At 32.7% G+C, this 26,520-nt stretch carries 34 protein-coding genes; 16 read left to right on the forward strand and 18 right to left on the reverse strand.

Annotated elements, in window-relative coordinates; translation table 11 throughout:
- Window positions 1-44 precede the first annotated feature (44 nt).
- A complete protein-coding gene (gene egtD / locus K5782_RS04565; protein ID WP_297464345.1) occupies window positions 45-1,070 on the forward strand; it encodes an L-histidine N(alpha)-methyltransferase in 1,026 nt (341 codons plus the stop codon).
- A gap of 2 nt (window positions 1,071-1,072) precedes the next feature.
- On the opposite strand, the gene egtB is transcribed toward egtD, so the two are convergent.
- From egtB to K5782_RS04580, 3 genes are all read right to left on the reverse strand, one after another.
- Window positions 1,073-2,383 (reverse strand): ergothioneine biosynthesis protein EgtB, encoded by a 1,311-nt coding sequence (gene egtB, locus K5782_RS04570; RefSeq protein ID WP_297464347.1) that lies wholly within the window; start codon window positions 2,381-2,383, stop codon window positions 1,073-1,075.
- Window positions 2,384-2,386: 3 nt separating this feature from the next.
- Entirely contained in the window at window positions 2,387-3,829 is a 1,443-nt protein-coding gene (gene proS, locus K5782_RS04575; RefSeq protein WP_297464349.1) for a proline--tRNA ligase, read from the reverse strand.
- Window positions 3,830-3,899: 70 nt separating this feature from the next.
- Window positions 3,900-4,187: a hypothetical protein gene (locus tag K5782_RS04580; RefSeq protein WP_007550168.1), complete on the reverse strand. Its 288-nt coding sequence runs from the start codon at window positions 4,185-4,187 to the stop codon at window positions 3,900-3,902.
- A 247-nt stretch (window positions 4,188-4,434) separates the two neighbouring features.
- On the opposite strand from K5782_RS04580, the gene K5782_RS04585 reads away from it, so the two are divergent.
- From K5782_RS04585 to K5782_RS04610, 6 genes are all read left to right on the forward strand, one after another.
- Window positions 4,435-4,575, forward strand: coding sequence for a hypothetical protein (locus K5782_RS04585; protein ID WP_297464352.1), 141 nt, complete (start codon window positions 4,435-4,437; stop codon window positions 4,573-4,575).
- 114 nt (window positions 4,576-4,689) lie between these two features.
- Window positions 4,690-5,340 carry a phosphoserine phosphatase SerB gene (serB, locus tag K5782_RS04590; RefSeq protein ID WP_179366302.1) on the forward strand — a complete coding sequence of 217 codons (651 nt, stop codon included), beginning with the start codon at window positions 4,690-4,692 and terminating at the stop codon, window positions 5,338-5,340.
- A 34-nt stretch (window positions 5,341-5,374) separates the two neighbouring features.
- A complete protein-coding gene (gene cofE / locus K5782_RS04595; protein WP_297464354.1) occupies window positions 5,375-6,100 on the forward strand; it encodes a coenzyme F420-0:L-glutamate ligase in 726 nt (241 codons plus the stop codon).
- A 50-nt stretch (window positions 6,101-6,150) separates the two neighbouring features.
- Entirely contained in the window at window positions 6,151-7,065 is a 915-nt protein-coding gene (locus K5782_RS04600) for a PHP domain-containing protein (RefSeq protein WP_297464356.1), read from the forward strand.
- Between the two features lie 70 nt (window positions 7,066-7,135).
- Complete coding sequence (locus K5782_RS04605; protein WP_007550174.1) at window positions 7,136-7,372, forward strand: sulfurtransferase TusA family protein; 237 nt, start codon at window positions 7,136-7,138, stop codon at window positions 7,370-7,372.
- Between the two features lie 9 nt (window positions 7,373-7,381).
- Entirely contained in the window at window positions 7,382-8,374 is a 993-nt protein-coding gene (locus K5782_RS04610) for a cysteine synthase family protein (protein ID WP_297464359.1), read from the forward strand.
- Window positions 8,375-8,385: 11 nt separating this feature from the next.
- Here K5782_RS04610 and K5782_RS04615 read toward each other — a convergent pair whose 3' ends face one another.
- From K5782_RS04615 to K5782_RS04650, 8 genes are all read right to left on the reverse strand, one after another.
- Complete coding sequence (locus K5782_RS04615) at window positions 8,386-8,877, reverse strand: hypothetical protein (protein WP_297464361.1); 492 nt, start codon at window positions 8,875-8,877, stop codon at window positions 8,386-8,388.
- Window positions 8,878-8,915: 38 nt separating this feature from the next.
- Window positions 8,916-9,134: a hypothetical protein gene (locus K5782_RS04620; protein WP_297464364.1), complete on the reverse strand. Its 219-nt coding sequence runs from the start codon at window positions 9,132-9,134 to the stop codon at window positions 8,916-8,918.
- 119 nt (window positions 9,135-9,253) lie between these two features.
- A complete protein-coding gene (locus K5782_RS04625; RefSeq protein WP_297464366.1) occupies window positions 9,254-9,559 on the reverse strand; it encodes a P-II family nitrogen regulator in 306 nt (101 codons plus the stop codon).
- Window positions 9,556-10,641, reverse strand: a complete 1,086-nt coding sequence (locus tag K5782_RS04630) for a sodium-dependent bicarbonate transport family permease (protein WP_297464368.1) — start codon at window positions 10,639-10,641, stop codon at window positions 9,556-9,558. Before K5782_RS04630 ends, K5782_RS04625 begins: the two co-directional genes overlap by 4 nt.
- Window positions 10,642-10,692: 51 nt before the next feature.
- On the reverse strand, window positions 10,693-11,685 hold the full coding sequence (gene trxB / locus K5782_RS04635; protein ID WP_297464370.1) for a thioredoxin-disulfide reductase: 993 nt from the start codon (window positions 11,683-11,685) through the stop codon (window positions 10,693-10,695).
- An 86-nt stretch (window positions 11,686-11,771) separates the two neighbouring features.
- Window positions 11,772-12,125 carry a hypothetical protein gene (locus tag K5782_RS04640; RefSeq protein WP_297464372.1) on the reverse strand — a complete coding sequence of 118 codons (354 nt, stop codon included), beginning with the start codon at window positions 12,123-12,125 and terminating at the stop codon, window positions 11,772-11,774.
- 252 nt (window positions 12,126-12,377) lie between these two features.
- Window positions 12,378-13,163, reverse strand: a complete 786-nt coding sequence (locus K5782_RS04645) for a DUF6775 family putative metallopeptidase (RefSeq protein WP_297464374.1) — start codon at window positions 13,161-13,163, stop codon at window positions 12,378-12,380.
- 23 nt (window positions 13,164-13,186) lie between these two features.
- Window positions 13,187-14,005, reverse strand: a complete 819-nt coding sequence (locus K5782_RS04650; protein WP_297464376.1) for a sulfide-dependent adenosine diphosphate thiazole synthase — start codon at window positions 14,003-14,005, stop codon at window positions 13,187-13,189.
- A gap of 180 nt (window positions 14,006-14,185) precedes the next feature.
- On the opposite strand from K5782_RS04650, the gene K5782_RS04655 reads away from it, so the two are divergent.
- Window positions 14,186-15,994, forward strand: a complete 1,809-nt coding sequence (locus K5782_RS04655) for a nitrite/sulfite reductase (RefSeq protein ID WP_297464378.1) — start codon at window positions 14,186-14,188, stop codon at window positions 15,992-15,994.
- Complete coding sequence (locus tag K5782_RS04660; protein WP_297464380.1) at window positions 15,991-16,794, forward strand: rhodanese-like domain-containing protein; 804 nt, start codon at window positions 15,991-15,993, stop codon at window positions 16,792-16,794. The genes K5782_RS04655 and K5782_RS04660 overlap by 4 nt, the downstream gene beginning before the upstream one ends.
- Here K5782_RS04660 and K5782_RS04665 read toward each other — a convergent pair whose 3' ends face one another.
- Window positions 16,795-17,913: a tetratricopeptide repeat protein gene (locus K5782_RS04665; RefSeq protein WP_297464382.1), complete on the reverse strand. Its 1,119-nt coding sequence runs from the start codon at window positions 17,911-17,913 to the stop codon at window positions 16,795-16,797.
- A gap of 173 nt (window positions 17,914-18,086) precedes the next feature.
- Between K5782_RS04665 and K5782_RS04670 the strand changes: the two genes are divergently transcribed.
- The 4 genes from K5782_RS04670 (at window position 18,087) to K5782_RS04685 (ending at window position 21,779) form a co-directional block, all read left to right on the forward strand.
- Window positions 18,087-19,694 carry a collagen-like protein gene (locus K5782_RS04670; protein WP_297464383.1) on the forward strand — a complete coding sequence of 536 codons (1,608 nt, stop codon included), beginning with the start codon at window positions 18,087-18,089 and terminating at the stop codon, window positions 19,692-19,694.
- 22 nt (window positions 19,695-19,716) lie between these two features.
- Entirely contained in the window at window positions 19,717-20,001 is a 285-nt protein-coding gene (locus K5782_RS04675) for a hypothetical protein (protein WP_007550195.1), read from the forward strand.
- Window positions 20,002-20,172: 171 nt separating this feature from the next.
- A complete protein-coding gene (locus tag K5782_RS04680) occupies window positions 20,173-21,024 on the forward strand; it encodes a hypothetical protein (protein WP_297464384.1) in 852 nt (283 codons plus the stop codon).
- Between the two features lie 44 nt (window positions 21,025-21,068).
- The gene (locus K5782_RS04685) at window positions 21,069-21,779 is read left to right on the forward strand and encodes a peptidase (RefSeq protein WP_297464385.1); all 711 of its coding nucleotides are present in this window, start codon (window positions 21,069-21,071) and stop codon (window positions 21,777-21,779) included.
- A 109-nt stretch (window positions 21,780-21,888) separates the two neighbouring features.
- On the opposite strand, the gene K5782_RS04690 is transcribed toward K5782_RS04685, so the two are convergent.
- The 4 genes from K5782_RS04690 to K5782_RS04705 form a co-directional block, all read right to left on the reverse strand.
- Window positions 21,889-22,095, reverse strand: a complete 207-nt coding sequence (locus tag K5782_RS04690; protein ID WP_297464386.1) for a hypothetical protein — start codon at window positions 22,093-22,095, stop codon at window positions 21,889-21,891.
- A 124-nt stretch (window positions 22,096-22,219) separates the two neighbouring features.
- The gene (locus K5782_RS04695; RefSeq protein WP_297464388.1) at window positions 22,220-22,435 is read right to left on the reverse strand and encodes a hypothetical protein; all 216 of its coding nucleotides are present in this window, start codon (window positions 22,433-22,435) and stop codon (window positions 22,220-22,222) included.
- Window positions 22,436-22,739: 304 nt separating this feature from the next.
- Entirely contained in the window at window positions 22,740-23,849 is a 1,110-nt protein-coding gene (locus tag K5782_RS04700; RefSeq protein ID WP_007550201.1) for a GTP-binding protein, read from the reverse strand.
- 2 nt (window positions 23,850-23,851) lie between these two features.
- Window positions 23,852-24,079, reverse strand: coding sequence for a DUF504 domain-containing protein (locus K5782_RS04705; protein ID WP_297464389.1), 228 nt, complete (start codon window positions 24,077-24,079; stop codon window positions 23,852-23,854).
- A gap of 276 nt (window positions 24,080-24,355) precedes the next feature.
- Between K5782_RS04705 and K5782_RS04710 the strand changes: the two genes are divergently transcribed.
- Window positions 24,356-24,493 carry a hypothetical protein gene (locus K5782_RS04710; RefSeq protein ID WP_007550203.1) on the forward strand — a complete coding sequence of 46 codons (138 nt, stop codon included), beginning with the start codon at window positions 24,356-24,358 and terminating at the stop codon, window positions 24,491-24,493.
- A 57-nt stretch (window positions 24,494-24,550) separates the two neighbouring features.
- On the opposite strand, the gene K5782_RS04715 is transcribed toward K5782_RS04710, so the two are convergent.
- Window positions 24,551-24,706 (reverse strand): hypothetical protein, encoded by a 156-nt coding sequence (locus K5782_RS04715; protein WP_297464390.1) that lies wholly within the window; start codon window positions 24,704-24,706, stop codon window positions 24,551-24,553.
- Between the two features lie 86 nt (window positions 24,707-24,792).
- On the opposite strand from K5782_RS04715, the gene K5782_RS04720 reads away from it, so the two are divergent.
- Entirely contained in the window at window positions 24,793-25,086 is a 294-nt protein-coding gene (locus tag K5782_RS04720; RefSeq protein WP_297464391.1) for a hypothetical protein, read from the forward strand.
- 12 nt (window positions 25,087-25,098) lie between these two features.
- On the opposite strand, the gene K5782_RS04725 is transcribed toward K5782_RS04720, so the two are convergent.
- Window positions 25,099-25,959, reverse strand: coding sequence for a prohibitin family protein (locus K5782_RS04725; RefSeq protein ID WP_179366079.1), 861 nt, complete (start codon window positions 25,957-25,959; stop codon window positions 25,099-25,101).
- Window positions 25,960-26,090: 131 nt separating this feature from the next.
- On the opposite strand from K5782_RS04725, the gene K5782_RS04730 reads away from it, so the two are divergent.
- On the forward strand, window positions 26,091-26,516 hold the full coding sequence (locus K5782_RS04730) for a winged helix-turn-helix transcriptional regulator (RefSeq protein WP_297464392.1): 426 nt from the start codon (window positions 26,091-26,093) through the stop codon (window positions 26,514-26,516).
- Window positions 26,517-26,520 lie beyond the last annotated feature (4 nt).

Below are 26,520 nucleotides of genomic sequence, written 5' to 3' on the forward strand. Positions count from 1 at the left end.
ATTTATCATAAGGCATTTATGTTAAAAAAAGTCTGTTTTATTACTTGAGTAAAACAATCCAAAACAGTCTAAATTATAAAAAATATGTAGTTGATTCTAAATTGCAATATTTTAAACCTAATTCTGCTAAAATTGAAAAGAGTTTTGCAGATGAAGTTTCTTTTAGCCTAACTCAAAATTGTAAATTTATTAACCCAAAATTCTTTTATGATAAAAAAGGTTCTGAATTATTTGAAAAAATATGTGATTTATCTGAATATTATCCTACTAGGACAGAAATTAATATCCTCCAAAATCTAAAAGAAAATTTTGTTAAATATGTTGATCGTTCATTTCGATTAGTAGAACTTGGTAGTGGCTCTTCGGTTAAAACAAGGCTGATTTTAGACATTTTAAATAATTTTCAAGAAAAAATTGAATATTTTCCAATCGATATTTCTGAAATTTTAACTGAAAGTTCTTCTTTACTTCAAAAAGATTATGAAAATTTGCATATCACTGGAATAATTGATACCTATGAGGGTGGTCTTGAATTTATAAAAAATTATGATAATAAAAAAAATCTAATTATTTTCTTAGGTTCTAGTTTTGGGAATTTTGTTCCTGAAGATGGAAAAAAATTTCTAAAAAAAATCAATTCTACTATGAAAGATAATGATTTGTTTTTAATTGGTTTGGATTTAGTAAAAAATAAAGAAACTTTGGAAAATGCATATGATGATTCTAAAGGAATAACTGCACAGTTTAATCTTAATGTTTTATCTAGAATCAATGATGAATTAGATGCTGATTTTAATCTAAATAATTTTAGCCATTATGCAAGATATAATGAAAATGAACAAAGAATTGAAATGTATCTGAAATCTTTAGTGGAACAATTTGTTGTTATCCAAAAAGCTAATCTTTCAATAACATTAAAGAAAAATGAATTAATTCATACTGAGCATTCACACAAATACAAATTATCCCAAATTAAAGAATTAATGACCCAAACTGGGTTTGACATTAAGCATATTTGGTTAGACGAAAATAATTACTTTGCATTGACTTTGGTATCCAAAAGATCTTAGTTCTAATTATTTTCAACACATCTGAATCCTGAAAATAGCCATCTTTCATCTAATCTGAAAAAATTTCGATAACTTCCACGAACAGACATCTTTGGCGTTCCAAATGAACCACCTCGTAATACTTTTTGATTTGTAAACCACTTGTCATTATATTCATCAAATCCAGATCTGAATCCAGGATAACCTGTGAACTCTGATGCTGTCCATTCCCAGACATCGCCAATCATTTGATGACACCCTGATGAACTTATCCCATTAGGATATGATCCAATTTCTGTACATCTCCAATGATATGATTCTAATAAGTTGGCATTTTGTTCTGTTGGAGGTTCATTTCCCCAAGGAAATATTGTTTTTTGTTGTTTTTCTTCATCCCAACAAGCAGCTTTTTCCCATTCTGCTTCTGTTGGTAGTCTCTTTCCTGCCCATTTGCAATATGCATCTGCTTCATAATAGCTAACATGGCATACTGGCTCTTTTGGATTTAATTTTCGAGTTCCTATAAAATCTCTAACTTTCCATTGACCGTCAATTTTTTCCCAATACATCGGTGATTTCCAATCATTTTCTTTTACTTTTTCCCATCCATCCGATAACCAATGTTTGTAGGTATCATATCCACCATCCTCCATAAATTTTAGATACTGTTCATTGGTAATCGGAAACACATCAATTGAATAATTTTCTAGATATACTTTGTGTTCTGGTAGTTCAATATCATAACAATATTCATTACCATTATACCCCATTGTGTATATGCCTCCTTTGATTTGAACTGATTTTTGTTCAACATTTTTTGATTTTGGTATTTCATTTTTTTTGATTGGTATGTATTGATCTGCCAATAAATGTTGTAAATCATACACTAGTAATTCTTGATGTTGACACTCATGATGTAGTCCTGTAATAATTAATTTTATTGCGTTGTTATTTAATGAATTTGATTCGATAAGATGATTCACTCTTTGACTAATCGTATTAAAATATTGAAAAATTTGTTCAGTTGTAGGTCTTGATATGATTCCTCTTTTACTCTTGTCATGAGGAACTCCAAATTGTTGATAATAAGAGTTTAGATACTCTGAAAATTCTTTAGAGTAGAACTCATATTTGTTATTTATCTTACTCATAATTGTTTCATAGATCCAACTCACATGACCGACATGCCATTTTACAGGACTAGTAAAAAATGCAGTTTGTACTATGAAATCATCTTTTTCAAGAGTTTTTACTAATTCTAAAGTTCTGTTTCTTGTTTCTTTGAATTGCTCTAAAAGTGATTTATTTTCTTCCACATCTGTGGCAGTTTTCATTTTTTAATAGCCTCTTGCAAAAATTGGTCTTTCTTTGCTTTGTTCATTACAGTAAATGCATTTTCCATTAGTGTTTTCACTATCAAATGGAATTACTCTTATATCTGCTCCAGTTTCCTCTTTGATTTTTTCTTCACATTCTGTTTTACCGCACCAATATGCATTGAAAAACCCACCTTTTCCTATTTTTGATTTGAATTCTGAATATTCTGAAATATTTATTGTATTTTGTTTAGCTTTCACTTTTGCAATTTCTAACATGTCTTTTTGTATTTCATCTAATATTGTGGATATTTTTTCAATTTCATTGAATCCTATGCTTATTTTTTCTCGATTGTATCTTTTTGCTAAAACAATTTGTTGTTTTTCAATATCTTTTGGACCAATCTCTATTCTTAATGGGATTCCTTTTAGCTCCCAATCATTGAATTTGTAACCTGGCGTCAGTTCGTTTCTATCATCTACATGAACTCGAATTTTTTTAGATTCTAGTTGTTGACGAATTTCATTTAATTTTGGAAATATGACATTTTTTGCATCATCAGATTTGTAAATTGGAACAATTACTACTTGAATCGGTGCTACTTTTGGCGGAAGCACGAGACCTTTGTCGTCACCATGCACCATGATCATTGCTCCAATAAGTCTCCATGATACTCCCCATGATGTTTGCCATGCAAATTGTTCAACATTATCTTTATCTGAAAATTTTACTTCAAATGGTATTGAAAAGTTCTGTCCTAGAAAATGTGATGTTCCCATCTGAAGTGCTTTTCCATCTGGCATTATTGATTCCATAGTGGTGGTGTATACAGCTCCTACAAATTTTTCTTTTTCACTTTTCTTGCCTGTAACTACAGGAATTGCTAATTCATCTTGAACCGTATTTTTATAAATTTCAAGAATCTCCATGACTTCTCTTTCAGCTTCATCCTTAATTGCATGTACAGTATGGCCTTCTTGCCATAAAAATTCTGAAGTCCTAAGAAATGGTTTTGTAGCTTTTATCTCTGCTCTTAATGCTGTATTCCAAAAATTAATTTTAAGAGGTAAATCTCTCCAACTCTGAATCCATTTTGAATACATTGTGTATGCTAAAGTTTCTGAAGTTGGTCTAAGTGCTAATCTATCACCTATTTCGTTTTCTCCTGAATGTGTAACCCAAAACACTTCTGGATTAAAACCTGCAAAATGTTTTTGTTCTTTTCCTAAAAGTGATTCCGGAATTAAGACTGGAAGAAAACCATTTCTGATTCCCTTTTCAAAGAATTTTTCATCAAATGTATTTCTTAATGATTCCCAAATAGAATATCCATCTGGTCTTAACACTATTAGTCCTTTAACTGGTGCATAATCTGCTAACTTTGCTTTGAGTACGACTTGTGTGTACCACTCACTGAAATCTGCCTCTTTTGAAACTGTAATTCCGATATCTTCTTTACTCAAACTAGAATTCAAAGAAATAATTTTACTAATGAGCCTTTCGTGATGATTCTACCTGTTTTGTTTAATTTTTTTATTTTAAAGGGTCACCTTTACAGAGGACTTTACCCATTACTCTGCTTTGAAAATTCGGGCAAACAAAACACTGGATAAATTGAATATCTTCTTTTAATACTGGGCATTTTACAAATTCTTGCTTCATTTTTTTAAGCATTTTTGGGCTGACTCCTTTTAGTTTTAATTTTCCTTTGTCGTCCATCATGCCTGATTCTTTAAGCTCATTTTTGACATCTTCTGGAAGTTTTTGTTTATCTTCTGTCATGTCGATTGTTACTTCATATTTATGTTCTAATTCTTCCATGAGATAACCTATCATCAACCTTGATTTATTACTAGCGTTTTTGATATTAGAAAAAATTATGCTTTAATATCCTGAACCATTTTGATATTAAATACCTCTAACAAATATCAAATTTTTATAAAAACAAGCACTTTTGATTTTTTAATATATTCAATATGAAATATACTAGATTTCTGGTCTGCGTAAATATTGTATGTAATTCAATACACATACGGTTCCTTATGTTTGTAGAAAATTATTATTTGATATGACAGATAAACGTCAGATTTCTAATGATAAAGAAAAATCTGCCTCAAAAACATTGGTGACTTCAAAATCTTTGGACTCTAAAAATAAAACAATTGAAGAAAAACGACTAAAACTTGCATTAGACTTACGTAAATTCTGAAACTTTAGAATTATTTTGGTTAATGCGATCATTTAATGTGTACCTGGCATATTGAGTGTGAATTTACACTCAACTTTAATATAATTAGTAATTTTTTTGCAAATTAGAAAACAATTGCTGGCAATTTTTGATGTTGAAGGAGTTCTATATGATGCAGAATATCTTCCAATTCTTGCAGAAAAACTCCATAAAGAAGATGAAATTTGGGAAATTACAAAAAAAGGCATACAAGGTGTGATAAATTGGGAAGACGGTCTTAGAACAAGAGTTGAAGCATTAAAGGGACTAGATTATGAGACATGTAAAGAAATTGCAGATGCATTACCAATAATGACTGGCGCAAAAGAGGCGTGTAGAGTTCTAAAAGCTGCAGGATGGAAACTATTAGCTGTTTCTGGTGGATTTACAATAATGACTGACAGATTAAAAAAAGAATTAGACTTGGACTATGTCTATTCAAATGAATTGGTATTCAAAGATGGTAAACTAGATGGACTTGTATTACATGTAGATTCTGATAAATCAAAATCCGCAAAAATAAAAATTGCAGAATGGAATGAAAAAAAAGAAGATATCATATGTGTTGTAGACGGTGCAAACGATGTCAAGTTATTTGATATATCTGGTCTAGGAATTGCATATAGAGCTCAGGATGTTGTAAAGGATTTGGCAACTACCACATTAGAAGAAAAAGATCTTTCAAAAATCCTTGATATTATAAATAAACATTATCATCTGACACTTGAAACTCAAACTCCTGCATAAACAATATCTTACTGTATTTTTACAACTAATGTAATTGCAAATCATTCCTATACACATAGAAAAAGAAATTGAACCTGATGAGGATTTATCTGAACTAATAATAAATTCACAGGAAATACATGATGGCGATGTTTTAGTTATTGCTCAAAAAATAATCTCTAAACAAGAAGGTCGTATAGTTGAACTCTCATCTGTAGTTCCTTCATTATTAGCTGAAGGTATTAGCTCCGAATACGAAAAAGATCCAAAGCTCATACAATTAATTCTAAATGAATCAAAACAAATTATACGAATGGATCGTGGAATAATCATAGTTGAAACAAATAATGGATTTATTTGTGCAAATGCCGGTATAGATGAAAGTAATGTTCCAAATGGATATGCAACTCTACTTCCGCTTAACTCAGATCTTTCTGCAGACTCTATTCGTAATGAAATATTGAAAAAAACCAACAAAACAATTTCTGTTATAATCTCTGATACATTTGGTCGTCCATTTAGAATGGGGCAAACTAATTGCGCCATTGGTATTTCTGGTATGAATCCAATTCTTGATTATGCTGGCACTAAAGACTCTTTTAACAAAACATTACGTGTAACAGCAATTGCAATTGCTGATGAATTATGTAGTGCGGCTGAATTAGTTATGAAAAAAACAACCAATTGCCCTGCTGTAATCATACGTGGTTATGATTTCAAAAATGAATCCTCATCCATAAAATGTCTTGTTCGTCCAGAAAAAGAAGATCTATTTAGATGAGTAGATATTTGCAATAGGATTATAATCAAAGAATATAATTTTACATTTAATTGATTATTAAAACCGAATTACATTGTCACAACTCATTCTCAAATTTTCATGTGGGGGATAAAGAAGCACCATATGATTGTGATATATCGATAAGAGATCAACTTGAACGCTCTTTTCGTTTAGGATTAGGTGCAATCTTTGTTACCAATCATAATACTTTGGATGGATACCACCAGTTATTACAATATAAAAAAAATCATTCAAAATTTCAAAATATTGAAGTTTATCCTGCAGAAGAGATCACAACTGATACTGGAGCTCATGTTCTAGCATATGGGATTCATAATGCTATAAAACCTGGAATGACTTTGGATGAGATTATTGATCAAGTAAAAAGCCAAGGTGGTGTTTCATCTGCACCACATCCATTTAGTTTACTTGATGCTCTCCGTGATGATGCTAAAAAATGTGATATGGTTGAGGTTTTCAATAGTAATAACATTGATATTCTTTCAAATGCTAAGGCCACCCAATTTGCAATGGATAATAAAATGATACAGGTATCTGGTAGCGACTCTCATGTTCTTTCAACATTAGGTCGCTGTGTGAATTTAATAGATTCTGAAAATAACCTTGATAGTATATTACACTCAATGAAACATGGTAAAATTGAAATTTTGCAAACTGGCTATGCATTACAAAATGAAACACTTGATCATCTAAAATACAAAATTCATAATTCAAAAGATTACCTGATAGATTATATCTCTGAGCATTATCCTCATGCAAAATGGCTTTTGATTTTTCTGCTAAAAATATACGATGTGAATCAAAATAGTCATGTATGGGCTTTATTTTATAAAATTGCATTATTCTTGATGAAGAGAATTTCTCAAAAAATTAATTTCCAAAATCATGATCCAGGATTTATGAAGGATCGAAATCTTACAACTATGTTTAAAATGGCACTATAGTCAAAAATACGATATTAGAACTCGTATGATTTTAATATGACAAAACATGCATAATGGATTAGATAACATTATGTCTGAATCAACTGAAAAAAAATTAGATGCAACTGGATTGTTTTGTCCAGAACCTGTATTTAGGACCAAAATTGAGATTGAACGAATGCAAGTAGGACAAGTGTTAACTGTATCTGCAGATGACCCTGCAGCAGAAGAAGACATATCCCGATGGGTTACAAGAAATGGTCATGAATTATTAGACTTGAAAAAAGATGGTAATACTATAACATTTCAAATTAAAAAGGTAAAATAAATTAATATCATGGCATCTGTCACTAGTTCTGATATTTTAAATCGAGTAGGTAATACTCCACTAGTAAAATTAGATTCCCTTTCGAATTCAAGAATTAATTATTTTGCAAAACTTGAAGGACATAATCCATTTGGTTCTGTTAAAGATCGGGCAGCATATTGGATGATTAAAGACGGTGAAGAGAAAGGTAAACTGACGAAAGGAAAAAGTATCATAATTGAACCAACATCTGGAAACACTGGGATAGCATTAACTGGTATTGCAAATTTACTTGGTTACAAAGTTGAAATTGTAATTCCTGAAAAAGCCAGTAATGAAACTAAAGATATAATTCGTAAGTTGGGTGCTAAAGTTTTTGAAACTAGTGATGATCTTTGTCCTAAAGTAGGAGCTGGAACTGATCAAAGTATAGCACTGGCAACATCCATAGCCTCATCTAGACCTGACACATATTATTCCCCTAACCAATATGCAAATGAGGCCAATTTTATGGGTCATTATGTTGGTACAGGCCCTGAAATTTGGAAACAAACAGATGGAAAAGTCACTCATTTCTTTACTGGTGTTGGAACTGGTGGAACAATCACCGGAATTGGTGCATATCTTAAAGAAAAAAATCCACATATTCAAATAATTGGTTGTCAACCACAACAAAATCATCTTATTCAAGGATGGAGAAATTTTGAAGAGTCGGCAAAACCTGATTTATTTTTAAAACGCGAAAACATAGTTGACGATTGGGTATCTGTTGATAATGACGAAGCTTTTTCAGTTGTAAAAGATGTACTTAGAAAAGATAAATTATTAATTAGTCCTTCTTCTGCCGCTGTTTATGCCTGTATGAAAAAATATCCTGTGGATGGAGAGGCATGTATAGTTGGAATATTTGCAGATGATGGAAGAAAATTCAAAAGTGTTTATTCTACACAAAACATAATGACTGAAACCGAATTTGATGATGCTTTAAAAGAAGCAAAACATATGTCTGAACTGGCATACTAATTTTCAGTTATCTATTTTTTAGGTTCATCTTCTTCTAACATATTTTTCAAATGTTTTTCATAAAATTCTCTAAAAAACTTATTCATATCCATTTCATGATGAAGACATGCATTACTTGTTTCTATTAGTTTTTCTCTTAGTTCTTTACTCCATTTACTTTGTTGCTTGTCATTTGATTTGATGCTTGATGGATTTTGTTTTACTTCTTCCATGTTTGTAATTAATTTTAATCCTATTTGGCGAAATTTACTAATGTTAAGTAAAAATAAACCTGATTGCTCCTTATCTGCTAAATTCATTAATGCGTGAGCTTGAGTATAATATTCTGTTCCCTTTTCACTATATTTTTTAAATTCATTGACACGTTTTTGCCAATATTGTTCGGTAGCATTTTCAATTACTTTGTAATTAAATTGAATTTCTGATAATTCTTTTCCAAGATTTGCTAAACTGTTACTGTATTCTTTGGCTGTTTTTTTTAATTTTTCAAGATCTTCGGCCATAAGTTCTCAATATTTTCCTTCAATAAAGAGTTTGAAATCTAATTTTTGGAATCATTCTTCCAAACCTCAAAAGAATTTTTTGAATAATTCATCATGCATTTTTCACAAAATGAATTCCATTCATCAACTTCTAAATTTTTGAAAAATTCCACGGTCCATGCATATGGTGGCTCTTTTCTATATTGAAATTGCTGAATTGTGTAAATATCTTTTTCATTAAATTTATTTAAACACTTTTTACATTGAACATTCTTCATTTAATATTTCATCATCTATGTTGGTTATTTAGTAATTTTTAATTCATAAAATCTATATCTAGTCATATGCATTGTTACACACAAAATGGTATTGATAAAATAAAATTCATCCTTAAATTTCAGATGAATTTTTCTGGTCTTAGTACTTGAACATCTGAAAGATATACTATAATTGCAAAATCTGAAAATAGAGAACGTGTAATTTCTTCAACTATGTCTTTTAGCCTTGCTTCTGTGGAAATAATTTCTATCTTTAGATTTTTTTCATTTTTAAATCCCTGTCCTCTAACTCCTTTAGACCCATTTCCATCAACCTCATACAATGTATATCCTGTAATACCATGTTTGTTTAGTATTTCTAAAATATTTTTTTGAGCAAGTATCTCACATGTTACAGTTAGTAATTTAACATCAAATAGTTTCATATCAAATTAATTCCTAAATAATTGAATAAGTTTATCGGTGCTTCTAAATTATGTAGCATTGAAGATACTGTAAACATTATTGGTAATAAAATTATGATGTTATATGGAAAAGTTATTCCAAGTGCAGATGTTATGTACAAGCTTGGTTTTGCTTGTGGTATGGCATGTCTTAAAACTGCAGGTGCAGCAATAAATGATGCACTTGCCATCAATAATCCAAACATCACTGCTCCTCCTAGACTCAATCCTAATGCAGTCGCTACAAGTACGCCAATAATTCCATTGAATGTAGGAAGTAATATTGAAAATGTGACTAAAAATAATCCCACTTTTTTAATATCATCTAGTCTTTGACCTGCTATTATTCCCATCTCTAACAAAAATATTGCAATAGCTCCTGTAAACAATTCGTCAAAGACTATGCTAATAGAATCAAATCCTTTATCCCCTATAAGATATCCAATTACTATTCCTCCGAGTAGAATTACGATTGCTTTTCCTGTTATTGATTCATGTAGTACCTTGAAAATATTGGTTTTATTTTGTTCTACTACTTTTTCATTATTGTCTAACGTTCCCTCTGGTAGTGATTGTTTTTTTGATTGAATTTGTTTTGAAACTGCCATGTTTGTAAGAAATATTGCTAGAATAAAGCTTACAGGTTCCAATACTGCCAAAATTGCTGCAAGATATCCTTCTGATTCTACACCTTGATTTTTCAAAAATGATAATCCTACTGAAAAAGTTACGGCTCCTACTGCTCCATATGTTGACGCGAGAGCGTACGAATCAAAAATATTGAATTTTCCAAGCCTTCTTAATATTTGATAATGGTTTAATGTGAATACTAAAGAAAGTCCAATAGCTACTATCATTGGAATTAATATATCTGAAAATCCAGTATTTCTCATCTCCAACCCTCCATGAAGGCCAATTGCTGCAAGAAGATAGATTGGCAAAAATTCTGAAATTGCATCAGGCATCTTCAAATCTGATTTTATTCTTGCTGCGACAACTCCTAAAATGAAAAATAATACTACTGGAGTTAGTATGTTTGCTTGAATTAACCCTAAAATATCCATTTGAATTAATAAATTACTTTTTTGCTCCCATAAAAATTAAAGATGTGTTTTTTATGATTTTTCTGTAAGATACTTGTCTACATCAATTGCAGCCATGCATCCATATCCTGCTGCTGTAATTGCCTGTCTGTAATTTCTATCATGTACATCTCCTGCTGCAAAAACTCCTTCGATATTTGTATGAGTTTTATTTTTCAAAATTATGTATCCTTCATTATCTAGTTCAATTTGTTTTTTGAAAAGTTTGGTATTTGGTTCATGTCCAATTGCAACAAAAAGGCCTCCTACATCAAGTGTTTTTTCTTCACCTGTTTTGATATTTTTTAATACCGCTTGACGCATTTTTTGATCTCCTTTAATGTCTATGATCTCTTGATTCCAATGAAATTTTATTTTGTTATTGTTGAATGCTCTTTCTTGCATTATTTTACTTGCTCGTAATTCCTCTCGTCGGTGAACCAGATGAACTGTTGTAGCAAATTTGGTGAGAAATGTGGCTTCTTCAATTGCTGAATCTCCACCTCCAACTACTATCAACTCTTGATTTCTAAAAAATGGTCCATCACATGTGGCACAATATGAAACTCCTTTTCCTGCAAATGTTTGTTCACCCTCCAATCCTATTTTTCTAGGATTTGCCCCAGTTGCAATAATTACTGCTCTTCCTTCATATTCTTCTGATGCTGTTAGAACTTTGAATGGTTTATGTCTAAAATCTACATCAACTACTTCATCATCAATAATTGTTGTTCCCATTCTTTGTGTTTGTTTTCTCATTTCAATCATTAAATCCGGACCCATAATTCCTTTTTCAAATCCTGGATAATTTTCAACTTCAGTGGTGTTTACTAGTTGACCGCCAGGCAATATTCCAGATAAAATCAGTGTGTCATACCCTGCTCTTGAACTATAAATCCCAGCTGTATATCCTGAAGGCCCAGCTCCGATAATTATTATGTCAAATTTTGTTTTCTTTTTATCAGGCATTTTAGGTGGATCTCCTTTGTTTTCTTGAATTGTTGCACTAGAGTCTGCTGCCATCATATAACCCCCTTTGAATTTCATTAATTTAAGTTGTTAATCGTAAATCCCCATTGTTATGATCTAAATCATGCTTCCAAAAATTATAGTTATTTTGTAATTTTGTATGTTTCATGAAACTCTTTGCATATTGTGTATGCTATGTTTTCTATGTGGAAGACCTCTGATATGTTTTTTTTACCTTTAGCAATTTCTCTCATGATGGTCATACATTTGGTGTTTTTTATCGAATCTGGCTCTTTCTCATCTGTCCAAATCTTAAAACATTCTTCAAAGTCTAGGCAGAACTTTAAAATGATTACTTCCCAATCTTCTGTAGATTTTGGAATTGCTAATGTAGTTGCTAATTCTTGAAACTCATTCTTTCTATCTCGTAGTAGTAAATTCAAAGTTTCTCTGGCTCTCTTCTCGTCATAGTCTCCGATCAATCTAATTCTGTTCATTTCTTATTCCATGTTCTTTCATTATTAAAAAGCAATCTTCTGTTTTCATCTCTGAAAATCAATAGGATGTTCTTAACTGATTAAGTTTATTATTTATTTATGATTGCTGATTCTTTCTGTCATTGTGGTTTATGCGGTCATGAATCTATAAGTGAATGTTATTCTAAACAGTGTCCCTGTTGTTTGACTGATCATCAAGGGGCATTTGGAAAAAATAGGTAATTTCTATTAATGCCTTGTCTTAATTTTTAATTATTTACTATTATGCTCATTTAGTTTATTTAATACTAGTCGATGTTTTTCGCATAATTTTCTATTTTCTAATTGTGAATACAATAAATCTTTTTGCCAATGTGCATTAAAAAGTCGACATTCTATTTCATTGCAAAATGCATCTCCTGTTTCAAAATAAAATATGGCCTGTAAAAGATATCCTTCTATGATTTGAGATAAGCGAGTGTCGTTGTATTCTAAATACGTTCCTTTGTATTTTTGTTTTATTGATTCTACGTTTATTCCTTGAGCATAATTTGATATTAATTCTAAATAATACTCTCTTGGTTTTGCAGGAGCTTCAATTATCCCTGTGGTTGAAATTATTGAAGGATTTGCACCAATTAATGCTCTACCATGATATCTATAATCATCGTTGTCATAGGTACAAGTTAATTTATTTGTGAAAAATATGTGAAATGCTTCTAAATTTCTTTCTTTCTCTGGAATTAATTCTGTTAGTACTTTTTGTATTTCAAATCCATCATACATGACAATGTTTTCTGTTTTTGCCGTGTTTTCAAAATTTGCTTCTTCAAAAATAATTTCATCTTTATTTGGATTATGCTTTTGATATGGTTTTCTGAGATTGAAAATTCTACATGCTGCAATTTTTTCAGCTGTATCTTTTTTTGAGAATTTTAAAATATTCTCTCTCGTTTCAATTGGAATTGAAAATGTTTTGTTTAGAAAAACAGCTAATTTATCGAGTCGAATTTGAGTTACTGCCGGTTCATCATACAAAAATACTTTTGAAATCTTCAATGAATCAATAAACTTGTAATAGTTTATCTTTCTAACTCTTTAATTTTTTCCGCTGTGATCTCGGCAGCTCTTCTTCCTGAAAATAGCATTGACCCATATGTTGGACCCATTCTTGCTAATCCATGTGTTTCAGTCACAGACATTCCAGCAGCTACTAGTCCTGGATAGACTTCACCAGTTTTGTTAACTACATGCTCTTCTCCTTCATTTACGTACATTGGGTTCATCCCTTTCCATTCCACCAATCCTCTATCGACTAATCGTTTTACTGCAACAGAATCATGTCCTGATGCATCAATGATCATTTTTGCTTCAAGTGCAATTGGATCTACGCAGGTGATATTTCTTGGTAATGCTGATACTGGCATCCAATTAACAACAATGCCACAGACTCTACCATTCTTTAAAACAAGATCATCAAACTTTGTAAGATTGAGGAATTTTACTCCGGCATCGCATGCTGCTGCAATTAATTTAGAAACTGCATGTGGTCCTGGTGTCAAGTATAATCCTTCTGAAACTTTTTTGTATGGGACTCCTAATTCATCCCAAATTTTTTGAGCTGGTTCTCTAACAGTTACTGGATTCATCATATATCCACCTAGCCAATAACCTCCTCCAAGGTAATTGTTTTGTTCAATAACTAAAACTTTGAAACCCATGTTTGAAAGATCTCGACTTGCTGTTAATCCTGCAGGGCCTGCACCGATAATTATTACATCTGATTGTGCCCTATCTATTAGAACTGAATGCCATTCATTTGCAATTGCTCGAGTAATCTCAACCTCACTAACATCTGTGAATATTTTTGTTGATTTTTCTGCAACAGTAGCTTTTTGCACGAAAATCAAGATTCATAGAACCAATTAATACTTTACCACTTTTTAAAATTAGGATGAACTAATTCTGAATCACTGGCAATTTTTAACATGAGGAAAATTCATGTATGGTATTGAACCGTTTTCTCCTAAACTTCCCTATATCAAAAATTTATATCATAACTCAAAGCACTTTCTATTGTATTGACAGTAACTGATCTTAAACAATCGTATTCTGATTCTCCCAAGCCTAAAATTAATTGGGCAAGGGTTGAAGAAGCTGAAAATTTTGCAAATACTGTAAAATTATTCCGTCAGGGTAAATACGACGAAGACAGTTTTAGACGATATAGACTCCAACATGGAGCATATGGCACCAGAATGACTAATGACTATGCAATGGTCCGAATTAAATTACCTGCAGGGGAAATCTATCCTAATCAAATTGAAAAAATATCTCAACTAAGTGAACAATTTTCTATAGGTAGTGCTCATTTTTCTACACGAGAAAATATCCAATTACATTGGGTAATACTAGAAGATGTCTCTGAAATTTTACGTGGATTAGCCGAAGTCGGTCTTACCTCTCGTGAAGCATGTGGTAATTCTGTACGAAATGTAATGTGCAGTCCTTTATCTGGAGTTTGTCCAGATGAAGAATTTGATTCAACACCATATGCACTTGCAACTGCAAGATTCTTTTTGAGAAATCCAATGTCTCAGAATCTCCCAAGGAAATTTAAATTCAATTTTACATGTTGTGAAAAACATGGCATGGTAAGAATGGTTGATGTTGGATTAATTCCCCAAACTAGAGAATTGGACGGTTCTATCCAAAAAGGATTTAAAATCTTTCTTGGTGGCGGGTTAGGTAACAGATCATTTGTAGGTCATCAGTTAGAAGAGTTTACTCCAGAAGAAGATCTTTTGTATACATCAATTGCTGTTTTAAGAATTTTTGACAGACTTGGCGACAGAAAAAATATGGCACGAAATAGAATGCGTTATCTTGTAAATGATATGGGTTGGGATAAATTCCAAAATTTGGTTCTTAAAGAAAGAGCTATTGTGAGAGCAACTCAATCAGTTGTAACTAATCTTGAAGTAGATCATACTCTGTCAGTAATTAAAAGACCAATCAAAATATCAGATGAAAGTGGAAGTCCTAATCCTGATGGTTACACAAGGTGGTTAAAGACAAATACCCTAAAACAAAAACAATCTCTATATCACTCCGTGTTTATTACTTTAGAGGCTGGCGATATCACCTCTAACCAATTATCTGAACTTGCAACTATTATCCGAGAATTTTCCTCTGAAGGACATGCAAGAGCTGGTTTTGTTCAAAACATCGCTTTACGATACGTTCATGAAGATGATTTGCCACGGTTATACTCAAAATTACTTGCTGTAGGATTGGCAAAATCTGGTGCATTGACTATGGCAGCACCCATAGGATGCTCCGGTACAACTTCATGTAATCTCGCCTTGACTAATTCTCATAGATTGGCAAAGGAAATTCAGAGAAAATTTCTTGAACTGAAATTAGATCAAGATGACGATTTACGTGATTCATCAATAAAGATTAGTGGCTGTCCCAACTCTTGCGGTCAACATGGAATTGCAACAATAGGTTTCTTTGGAGGTGGAGGTAGAGTTGGAAAAGAAATGTTCCCTAATTATCAGATGTCATTAGGTGGACGTTCTGATGGTGAAACAATGCTTGGAGTAACATGTCATAGAATACCTGCTAAACGAGTCATCCCAGTAATTTTAAAAATTATAGAATTATTTAAACAAAACAAAAAATCTGATGATACTCTTAAAGAATGGATTCATAGAATCGTAAATGGAAAAGAAGATTCTGAAATAAAATCTGTTTTAGATATGAGAAAAGTTTTGGACCCATTAACAATCCCACCAACTAAAGAAGATGATCCTGACTTTTACAATGACTTTGGAAGTGATTCAAGCTATCACACAAAAACAGGAAAAGGCGAATGTGCAGCATGAGCCAAGAAAAAGCAATCAAGACAACAACTAACGTTGATTCATTAAGATCTGAAATTAGGGATAAAAGTGTCAGAGTAATTGATGTGCGAAGAGAAGATGATTATAAACAAAGTCATATTCCAACTGCAGTTAATCTTCCACTGGCACATTTATTATCTGATGATAGTCCAGAACGTGTTTTAAAACTTGTAAATTCAATGGGTATAGATGATGAAACTCCCGTAGTTATTTATGATGATACATTTGGTGCACTTGCATCTAGAGTTGCCTGGACATTGGAATATCTTGGTCATTCTGATGTGTCTTTGCTTGAAACGACTTTTAGTACGTGGAAATCCTTAGGTTTGGAAAATGATAATCTAGTACCAAATATTCAAAGTAAAGAACATTCCATTCATTTAAGACCTGAAATTTTAGCTACTTCTGATTATTTGGAAAAATCTAAGGATAACTCTGGTGTTATTCTAATTGATAATAGAGAGAGGTTAAACTACCTTGAGCAACACATCCCAGGTGCGATTAATATCCCATATAGAACGCTTGCAACTCAAGATAAAATTTTACGATCTAAGGACGATATGAAACGACTTTTAGAAAATCGTAGAATTTCAGGCGATTCTGAAATCATTACTTACTGCGGTAGTGTAGGAACTTTATCTGGTTTGGCATATTATGCATTAAAATCAGTGGGATTGTCAAATGTCAAATTGTATGTCCGTTCTTTTAAAGAATGGAAAGGCCTTGAAAAACCCATAGTGAAACAACAAGATGCTCACTATTGGGATTTATCTGCAGAATGACTAGGTTATTTCGTTTCTAAGTTTTTTGGTAATTGTCACTTCTACATTATCAAAAAGATTTAGCATCTTTGTTTTATTTTCAATAAGATAATCTACACCTCTATCTTTTAATCTGATTTTCCATAATCTTATCTCTCTGTGTTCTTCAAAGAATTGCTCAATCATTTGCTCTCCTGATTTTGTTGGGTCGATAAATACTTCAAAAAGATCCATTGTCTTTTCAATATCTTCTTCTTCTATCGCTTCTCTAACTGATTGTATTGCTTGGCTAATCTCTTTTAGATTCTTAACAGGTTTTGGTAATTGTTTTTTTGTAATTCCAAATAATCCTTTCTTTTCTTTTCCCATTCTTTCTGCAACTTCTCTTGAAAGATCATATATTGGAATTTTACTTAGACCGTCTCGTTTTTCATTTTGGACGATTAATCCCTTCTCCAGTAATTTTCTTAATGCATCTTCCGCATCAACTTTATCTAGAAACGTTGTCCATACAATAGAACCAAGTGTATGATATCCTTGTCGTATTGATTCTAAAACCACGACTTCTACAATTCTTTTAAAACCTTCTTCAATTCTGACATTTGCAAAATCTTTATCTCTAATTGATTTTCTTGCATTTTTTACATCAATCTCAATTGAGCGCTTTAATGCTTCAAGTGATTCTGGAACTTGATTTACTAGTGACAGAAAACATGCTTTGTTATACCATGCCATTGCGTATGTTGGATCTGATTCTACTGCTTTTTCAATTGCATCAAGTGCTTTCGCATAATTTTTTTGCTCATAATGAACTAATGCCTTTAAATTCCAGGCCTCTGGATTGGTGACATCTATATCTAAAATTTTATCATAAATCTTTAGTGCATCATTATAATCTTCTAAATGAAATCTTGCATATCCTAATTTCATCAATGTTTCAATGTTGTCTGGTTCTATTCGTAATGCTTGCTCGAATATATCTGCTGCTTCCTCAAGCTTTTCATCTGCCATGAGGTTTATGCCTTTTTTGAATAATTTTTTACGATTATAGTCTGGATCTACTAAGCTAGTCTCAGTTCCGAGTTCTTTTTCTTCCCCATTGTCTTTATCCTTTGACTTTTTTTGAAATAGTTTCTTCACTAGCTCATCTTTGGGCTTTTGTCTAGATAAATACTATCCTGATTTGAGCCTAGTTCTACATGAATTATTATTTCTAATGGACATTTTTTTGAGGCTAATTGACTTCACTGGTGATAAAAAAACCGGTTATTTTGCACCAAATACAGAAATACTTGGAATTTACACAAACGATTATGTCTTCAAGGTTGGAGGTTCACGGTCAAGCCCCATTCAAACAATCTGGTATCTATGAGGTGCAGATCTTCATTACTGACTCTAAACCATCTGTTGATAAAATTAGAACTAAGCAATTTTCTTCACTCTGGAAAGGAAACTTCCATCTTAGAGTGAAGGATGGAATGTTTGCCGAGACACTTGGTTCTGACACAAATCCAATTCCATCATCTATTTCTGATCTTGATACTATTTGGATTGTAGTCGTTGATCTATTTTCTTCATTACATTCTGTATTTGATGTGTCATTAGGTTCTGGTGAAAGTAAACCTGAAAGTAAACCAGAACCTAAACGTGAAACTAAATCTGAAATTGAATCTCCAAAACCACAACGTACTGCTAAGTCGTCTTCTGATTCTATGCATGGCGCACCCGGTCCAATGGGTGACAAAGGTCCAACAGGTCCACCCGGTCCAATGGGTGACAAAGGTCACACAGGACCCACTGGTCCACCCGGTCCAATGGGTGACAAAGGTCCAACAGGTCCTCAGGGGTTTCCTGGTGACAAAGGTCCACAAGGTGACAAAGGTCCAATGGGTGACAAAGGTCCACCTGGAGAAAAAGGAATTACTGGAGATAAAGGAGATAAAGGTGATAAGGGAATTTTTGGTCCTCCTGGAGAAAAAGGTGACAAAGGTTCAACTGGTCCAATGGGTGACAAAGGTCCCGAAGGAATACGAGGTCCCATTGGTCCTCCTGGAGATAAAGGATTAACTGGTCCAACTGGCGATAAAGGCCCAATTGGATTACGGGGAATCCCTGGAGAAAAAGGTGACAAAGGTCCACAAGGTGACAAAGGTGAAAGAGGATTAACAGGTCCAACAGGTCCTATTGGGGATAAAGGTCCTACCGGACAATCTGGTGTTCAAGGAGAAAAAGGTATTCAAGGTCTTCCTGGACCAATTGGAGAAAAAGGTCCAACTGGCCCTATTGGTGACAAAGGCCCAATTGGTATGCAAGGTCCAACTGGAGATAAAGGATTAACCGGTCCAACTGGACCCCTTGGTGACAAAGGTCCAATCGGACCACCTGGTCTAATTGGAGAAAAAGGTCCACGAGGTCCTGAAGGTCCTGTTGGAGAAAAAGGTCCACAAGGTCCACAAGGTCCTGCAGGTGCAAAAGGTCTAACAGGCGTACCTGGTCCACAAGGAGAAAAGGGAGAAAAAGGTCCAGTTGGTCTACAAGGTGATAAAGGATTAACAGGTCCGACTGGTCCTGTTGGAGAAAAAGGTCCACAAGGTCCACAAGGCCCACAAGGTGAAAGAGGAGCATCTGGACCTTCTGGTGAAGAGGGTCCACAAGGTCCACAAGGTATTCAAGGCCCACAAGGCGAAAGAGGTCAAACTGGCCCATTAGGTCCACAAGGAGAACGCGGTCCTATAGGCGAGCAAGGTCCAGTTGGTCCTGCAGGACCTAGAGGTCCACCAGGTCCACCCGGAGAAAAAGGTCCAGCTGGTGGAATGTCAATTGAACAAAAGGCTCTGTTTAAAGAACTTTTAGAAATACTAACTACTAAAAATATCATCAGTACTGAGGACCAAATTAAATTAATGAGTTATCTTTACTAATGAATAACAACGTGAAATACTGATGAGTGAAAATCCAGAAAAAATAGAATTTAAGATGTTAGATTACAAACGTCTTGAAAATGATTTTGTATCTTTTGAATTAGAAGATGGAACAATCGTGAAAGTAAAAGTTGATTTAGATAGAGTTGGAATTGCTGTTAATTTCAAAAATCCTGATGGTACTCCTCATTATGCAATTAATACATCAGTAAAGCTTTCGATCACGCCTCCTAACAAAACATTTACAGTTCAAAAAAATAATATCAAAGGAAAAAGCTCACAACCGCCAAGTCAAATGTTCTCGTAATCAAAATTTCTACAAATTATGTATTGTTTATTTTAAATTCTTTTAATATCCTATAATGTGTTTTTGACCCATGTTAATCTTTATGGCCATTACGTTTGCTTTTGGAATTGTACTGGTACATTCATAGAATGTACCGATTTTCTTTTTATGATAAATGTAATGTCATATCTGATGACGACAAAAACTATCTTGATGATGTTGCCAATTTTATGTGCAATTGCATTATTGTTTACTCCGTCTGCAGTATATGCTCATGCCGGACATAGTCACGGTGGCGGTGGTGGATGTTCAAACTGTACTCCTCCTACATTGGGCGTTGATGATAGTGGTAAAAGACTGGTTTCTGGAGGATTCGCTATCAATGATCAGACATTTGATGTAGAATTATTCCGCCAAGATCTCGACTCTCAAATTCTTCAAATTGGAGAACCTGTAGAAATCACCCTGAAAATATATGATGATTCTGGGTATGATGCACTAAAACATGTTGAGCTGAATCTGGGTTATGAGGAAAAATTCTTGTCTGGAGTAATGGTTCCACATCATTCAGTTACTATTGAATGGAGTAAGACGTTTGATGGAAAAACCACAACAGCCGTTTTTGACAAACAACAACTAGTCAAAGATGTCAGTGTTCAAGTTATTGACAATAATCCAATCGTTGGTGTAAAGTTCACTTTTACACCTGTACAAAAATTTGATGCAAATACAATTGTCACAAAGATCTGGGATCAAAAGAGAAATGCCAGTATAAACTATTTCCATAACGTACTCGATATAGTCTCAAATGAACCTGCATCCGTTTTGGTAAATTCTGTGAAATCCATGCCTGAAAAAATATCTGAGAAAACCACACAAGAATCAACCATTTCCAATTCTCTAATTGACAAAGTAAATCAGGACATCAAATGCAGTACAAAAGATGTACATCTATTACGTGCATCAGATAACAGTCCCGTTTGTGTCGATGCGTACCAAGCGTCAATACTAATCCAAAACAATTGGGCAATTCCCGCCCAATAATTTTTTTTAACATGGCTTCTAAATTATTTCTTATTTTTACATTAATGCTTTTTACATTTGGAATGTTTTCTACGGCATTTGCCCATTCTACAAAAGTTGTTGGAGATTTTAAAATAGAAACAGGTTGGGAAAACGAACCACCTTTGATGGGAATGGATAATGCAATAGAAATTACAGTGTCACTAGCAGAAGAGTCTGATAAGCTGATCTATGATATGGTTTTTTTTAATAAAATAGATGATTCTACAGACAAAGCAATTGAGAAACATCTTTCTGGACTTGCAGATAAAATTGAGGTCAGTATATCTACAGGTGGATCAAAAACATTTCTTTTACTAGAAGAGAATAAAGAAAATTTGGGTGTATATCATGCCAAATTCGTACCTATTAATCCAGGAGCACACACAATTCATTTGTATGGTATTATAAAGAATCTAGAGTTTGAGATGACGTCTCAAATCGAAGCAGTAAAAATATCTGACAGCGCACAAATTCCTGATTGGATTAGAAACAATGCAAAATGGTGGTCAGATGGAGCAATAACGGATGCAGATTTTGTTAAAGGAATACAATTTCTAGCGCAACAAGGTATAATCAAAATAGAACAAACAACAGAATCTTCTGTCACATCTCAAGAGATACCTCAATGGATTAGAAACAATGCAAAATGGTGGTCAGATGGAGCAATAACGGATGCAGATTTTGTTAAAGGAATACAATTTCTAGCGCAACAAGGTATAATCAAAGTTTCTTAATCTATTTTTCTGCTTGTTACAATTTTACTTGATACATTACAATAATTCGTTTTTATTATGAATTAATCCGTGTTGTCTTGATTGTTTTTATCTAATAACAAATGTTTTCTTAGAGTTCGACTTTTGGATTTTTATTCTCTTTTCTAAGTTTTTTAAGAAATACGGATGTTTTGACTTTTAATTCCAACAATACTTCTTGCATTTCTTCTCTATAGTCCTGTTTGACATCATCCAAATTAATCCCTTTTAGATAATTATCAAATGATGATTTAACTAATACTGTTCTTTTCTTCATTTTTTGAGACCAATTTGGCACAATCTCTTTTACGTATTTTTAAAATTTTTCTTGGATTTTTCTGATAATTGTAGGTTTGTTATTAGAAATTAGAAAAAGGAAAACGAATCGTCATCCTATGACGATTGTTAATGTTTTAGACGTTTTATCGTCGTTTTTTTGCGGCTTTTCTTTTTGGAGCTGCTTTTTTTGCTGCGGCTTTTCTTTTTGGAGCTGCTCGTCTTTTTGGAGCTGCTTTTTTTGCTGCGGCTTTTCTTTTTGGAGCTGCTCTTTTAGCTGCTTTTCTTTTTGGAGCTGCTTTCTTTCCTGCAGATTTTTTTACAGATCTACGTTTAGAGGCAGCTTTTCTTTTTGTAGCCATTAATAATTCGGCATTTTCATCGTTTTTCTATAGTACGACTAAATAAAATTACACAAATTGATTACTATTTGTCAACGAAATTTTATTATGAAAATTATTTTTGATCGGAAAAATTTTTCTAAATTAATTATTTTTTAAATTTCATTTACAATGTAACTTTTTCTCAATTATTGTCACATTTGCATTGTCTTTTACGCATAAATGTTATAGTTTCAAATAAAAATACTTGTGATTTTATTTTTGTAATGATGTGAGATTGTGTTTTTATTTTATTTGTTGATCTCTTTTATTATTAAAAATTAATTCATGCTCCACGTGTTTTAATTATTGTTAATACATCTTCATCTTGCACAATGTGATCTAATCCTACTCTTTGCCCTCCAAATTTTACGCTTTTCCCCCAAATTAACCCATATCTGAATTGTCTTTTCATACTTCGATGTAATTTATTGCAAATATCTTCAACTGTATCCCCTTCTCTTGCAATTAGCGGTTCTTTAAAATCCGTTTCACCTCCCTTGGGTCTCATGTATATTCTTATGAAATTGAGTTTGTCATAAATTTTCTCTTTTAATAGTTCAATATTGATATCTGAATTAGCAGATACTTCTATGACTTCTGATTTTATTTTTGTTTTTAGATCTTCTAAAAATTCTCGATCGACAAGATCTATTTTATTTAGAATTGTAAGTGATTTTGAATAACTAATATTGCCTGCTATGTGATCTGCAAGCTGTTCTGATGTGATGTCCTCTCTGATGACTACTCTTGCGCTAACTATTCCATAAATGTGTAAAATATCTTTGAGATGCTGTTCTGAAATTTTTGTTAATTTTACCTGTTGTGCAACTGCAATTCCACCCATCGGGGATTTTTCAATTGTAATGTTTGGTGGTAACCGATTTAATCTAATTCCTATGCTCCCTAATTCGTTAACCAGTACATCTTCGTGAAAAGGCTGAAAAACATCTAACATCAGTAAAACTAAATCTGCAGTCCTTGCAACTGACAATATTCTTTTACCTAACCCTTTCCCACTTGATGCGCCTTTGATGATTCCTGGTAAATCCAACACCTGAATCTTTGCTCCTCTATAATTCATCATTCCAGGAACCACTGTTAAAGTTGTAAATTGGTAAGCTCCAACTGTTGATTTGGCATCTGTTAATTTATTTAGTAATGTAGATTTTCCAACACTTGGTAATCCGATAAACACAACTGTTGCATCTCCTGATCTCCTTACATCAAACCCATCAGTTTTTACACCACTTTTTTGAATTTCTCTATCTTCTTGTTCTCGTTTTAGCTTTGCAATTTTTGCTTTTAGTATGCCAATATGGTGGTTGGTAGCTTTGTTGATCTGAGTTTTTGCCATTTCATCTTGAATGGCTTTAATTTTTTCAGGAATTCCCAAATCTAATCACTCCTTTGTCTGTTCTTTTCAAATAAAATCCTATGATTTTTCTTTATTATTACTATTCTTGTGATTGGAATTGTTTGAAAATTATTTGATTCTTTAATAAATTCAGGCAAGGTGGTTTCTTTAATTTTTTTAAAATCTCTGTATTGTATAGTGTATTTTTTTGCATCGTCTGCAAATATTGCCTTGCTAAAAATTTCTTCAATCACTCCTTTTTTTGTCATTTTTATTACTTATTTTCATTCTACTATGTTGTGATTCTTAAATTGTATTTGAAACCACTCTTTTTCATCAATTACATCGGTATTTATCCCCGATAAACGTAAAGATACGACTTGGTTACTTGCGATAAATGTTATCATGAACATCATGATCAATGTATGGAAAAAGCTGGAATGTTCAAGTGTGATTGCAAGTGTATTATATCTTGATTTTTACCCTCTGAAATTTCCTTAAATCGTGATTCTTTGCTTTAAATAACAATGCATTCTAAGTATTACATGCCTCAACTACAAATTACTGCAGAAACAATGACTAGAATGAAGACAATCACTGGAATTAGCCATGTCCGTGATGGGGATTTTATGGTTAATGAGTTGATCGATATTTTGGAACAAAAAATTCGAGAACGTCAATAATTGAAATATCTAGACTTTGTAATTGTAAAATATGAAAAATAATTGTAAAAAAATCAATTATTCTTTATAGTGAACTAATAGCGTGTCTTTCATTACTGGATGAACTGATATTATGTTTTCACCTTTTTCAGCTAGAAATTCATTAACTACGTCTTGAAGAAATACTCCTTGAGCCAAGTTTACTGCTTCAAAATATTGTATTTTATGAATCATTGATTAATTGTCTATAAAGTTGCTAATAACCATTCAAATTTTGTAATAGAAACTAACAATAAATAACAAGAAAATGTATCTACTTTATGCTAGCTGTAATTCTAATTCCATTAATGATATCTGCGGTTGTTGGAATTATTGGTTACTTGACATATCGCTTGATGATCTTTGATTTATGGTGTAATTATTCTGTTAATTCAACTTTAAAAAAATACAATATCAAAAAAACCCAATATCAAATAATAAAAGAATTCTATGATAACAAAGGGGAATCGATTTCTGAAAAAAAAATATCTCAACTAGCTAAACACTATAGGCAAAAAGAACCTGAACAATTTCTGGCAATGTATGATTCTATAAGAGATAAATTAGAAAAATAAAATTATTTATGATTATCTAGTTGGAATTTGGATAAATGGTGTTCCACCTTCTCCTACTACGAGTGGCAGTTTACCATCCCATGCTTGAACTTTGAGCCATTCTAAATAATTTGGATTCTGAGCTAGTGCTTCATTGATTATTTTAATTGCTTCAGCCTCTCCTGCTGCTTCGGCAACATTTGCTGCTGCTATTCCTTTTGCTTGTTGTTCTTGCTGTCTTGCTTCCACTTCTATTCTTCTAAGGTCATTTTCAGCCTTCAGAGCTTTTTGCTCTGCCTCTACTTTAGATTCTATGGCTTGTGAAAATAACGGTGAAAATTGAAAGTCTGTGATGGATATGGCATCAGTCAATATGTTGTATGGAGTTAGACGGGCTGTTATCTCAGTCTCTATATCTGCTTTAACAAGAGGTCTTTTTGTAATTAATTCTTCTGCATTATACTTTGCAGTAATCTGTTTTACTACTTCTTCTACTGCTGGTTGAATGATTCTTCCTTCATAATCTAATCCTACTTCCTGATACAATACATTTACAGAGTTTGGAGCTGCTCTGTAATTGACAGTGACCTCAGTTGACACTGTTTGAAGATCTCTTGAAGCGCCAGATGTGGCTTTTACAAACTTGAGCGTTCTAACTTCCATGTTTACCACTTTATCTTGAAATGGGACTACAAAATGAAGTCCTTCCTGTAATGGTGGAACAGATGTATCTACTGCACTCCAATGTAGTAAAACTCCTCTATTTCCAGACTCTACTATTTGTACCGATGCAGCAGATATGGCTGCAATAATAACAAGTGCGATAATGCCTAAAATTGCTAATTTTACTTTCCCAAAATTTACATTCATTTTTGGTTGCTGATATTTTGACAACCCTTTCTATTACATTTCACTATACATATACCATGTTAATTCGATTTTTTTTAAATATTATTTTTAGTTTTTATTTTTATTATTTTGATAAAAAGACAATGATGAAATAGTTACAAAATACATCGTATAGTATGGCCGAAGATGGATTTATCTGGATTTATCTGATATTTTTCTTGATCCCTCTGGCTAGAATTATCCCACGTTTGATAAAAAAATGGAAAAAACAGTCTGGTGATATGCCTCAACAATATGATTCTCAATATCACGTCTCAAATGATGTTATTTCAGAATCGCCTCCAAAAAAGCCTGAAATGCCCTCTAAAATTGACTCTAAACCAAAGACTACTGAGATGTTGGTATTGGGTCAACTTACTCGCGGTACAAATAATTTTGATTCTCTTCAAAAAATATTGGGGATTGATACTGATACTCTGAATTCTGTTTTAGAATCTCTAGAAAAAAATGGGTTTATGCGAGTTGAACAAAAGCAAGGACTATTTGGTCCAAAAGTTGAATTACGTCCTACCGAAGAAGGAATAAAAAAATTCTATTCTTGATTAT

It is taken from the genome of Nitrosarchaeum sp., assembly GCF_025699065.1.
Taxonomy (GTDB): Archaea; Thermoproteota; Nitrososphaeria; order Nitrososphaerales; family Nitrosopumilaceae; genus Nitrosarchaeum.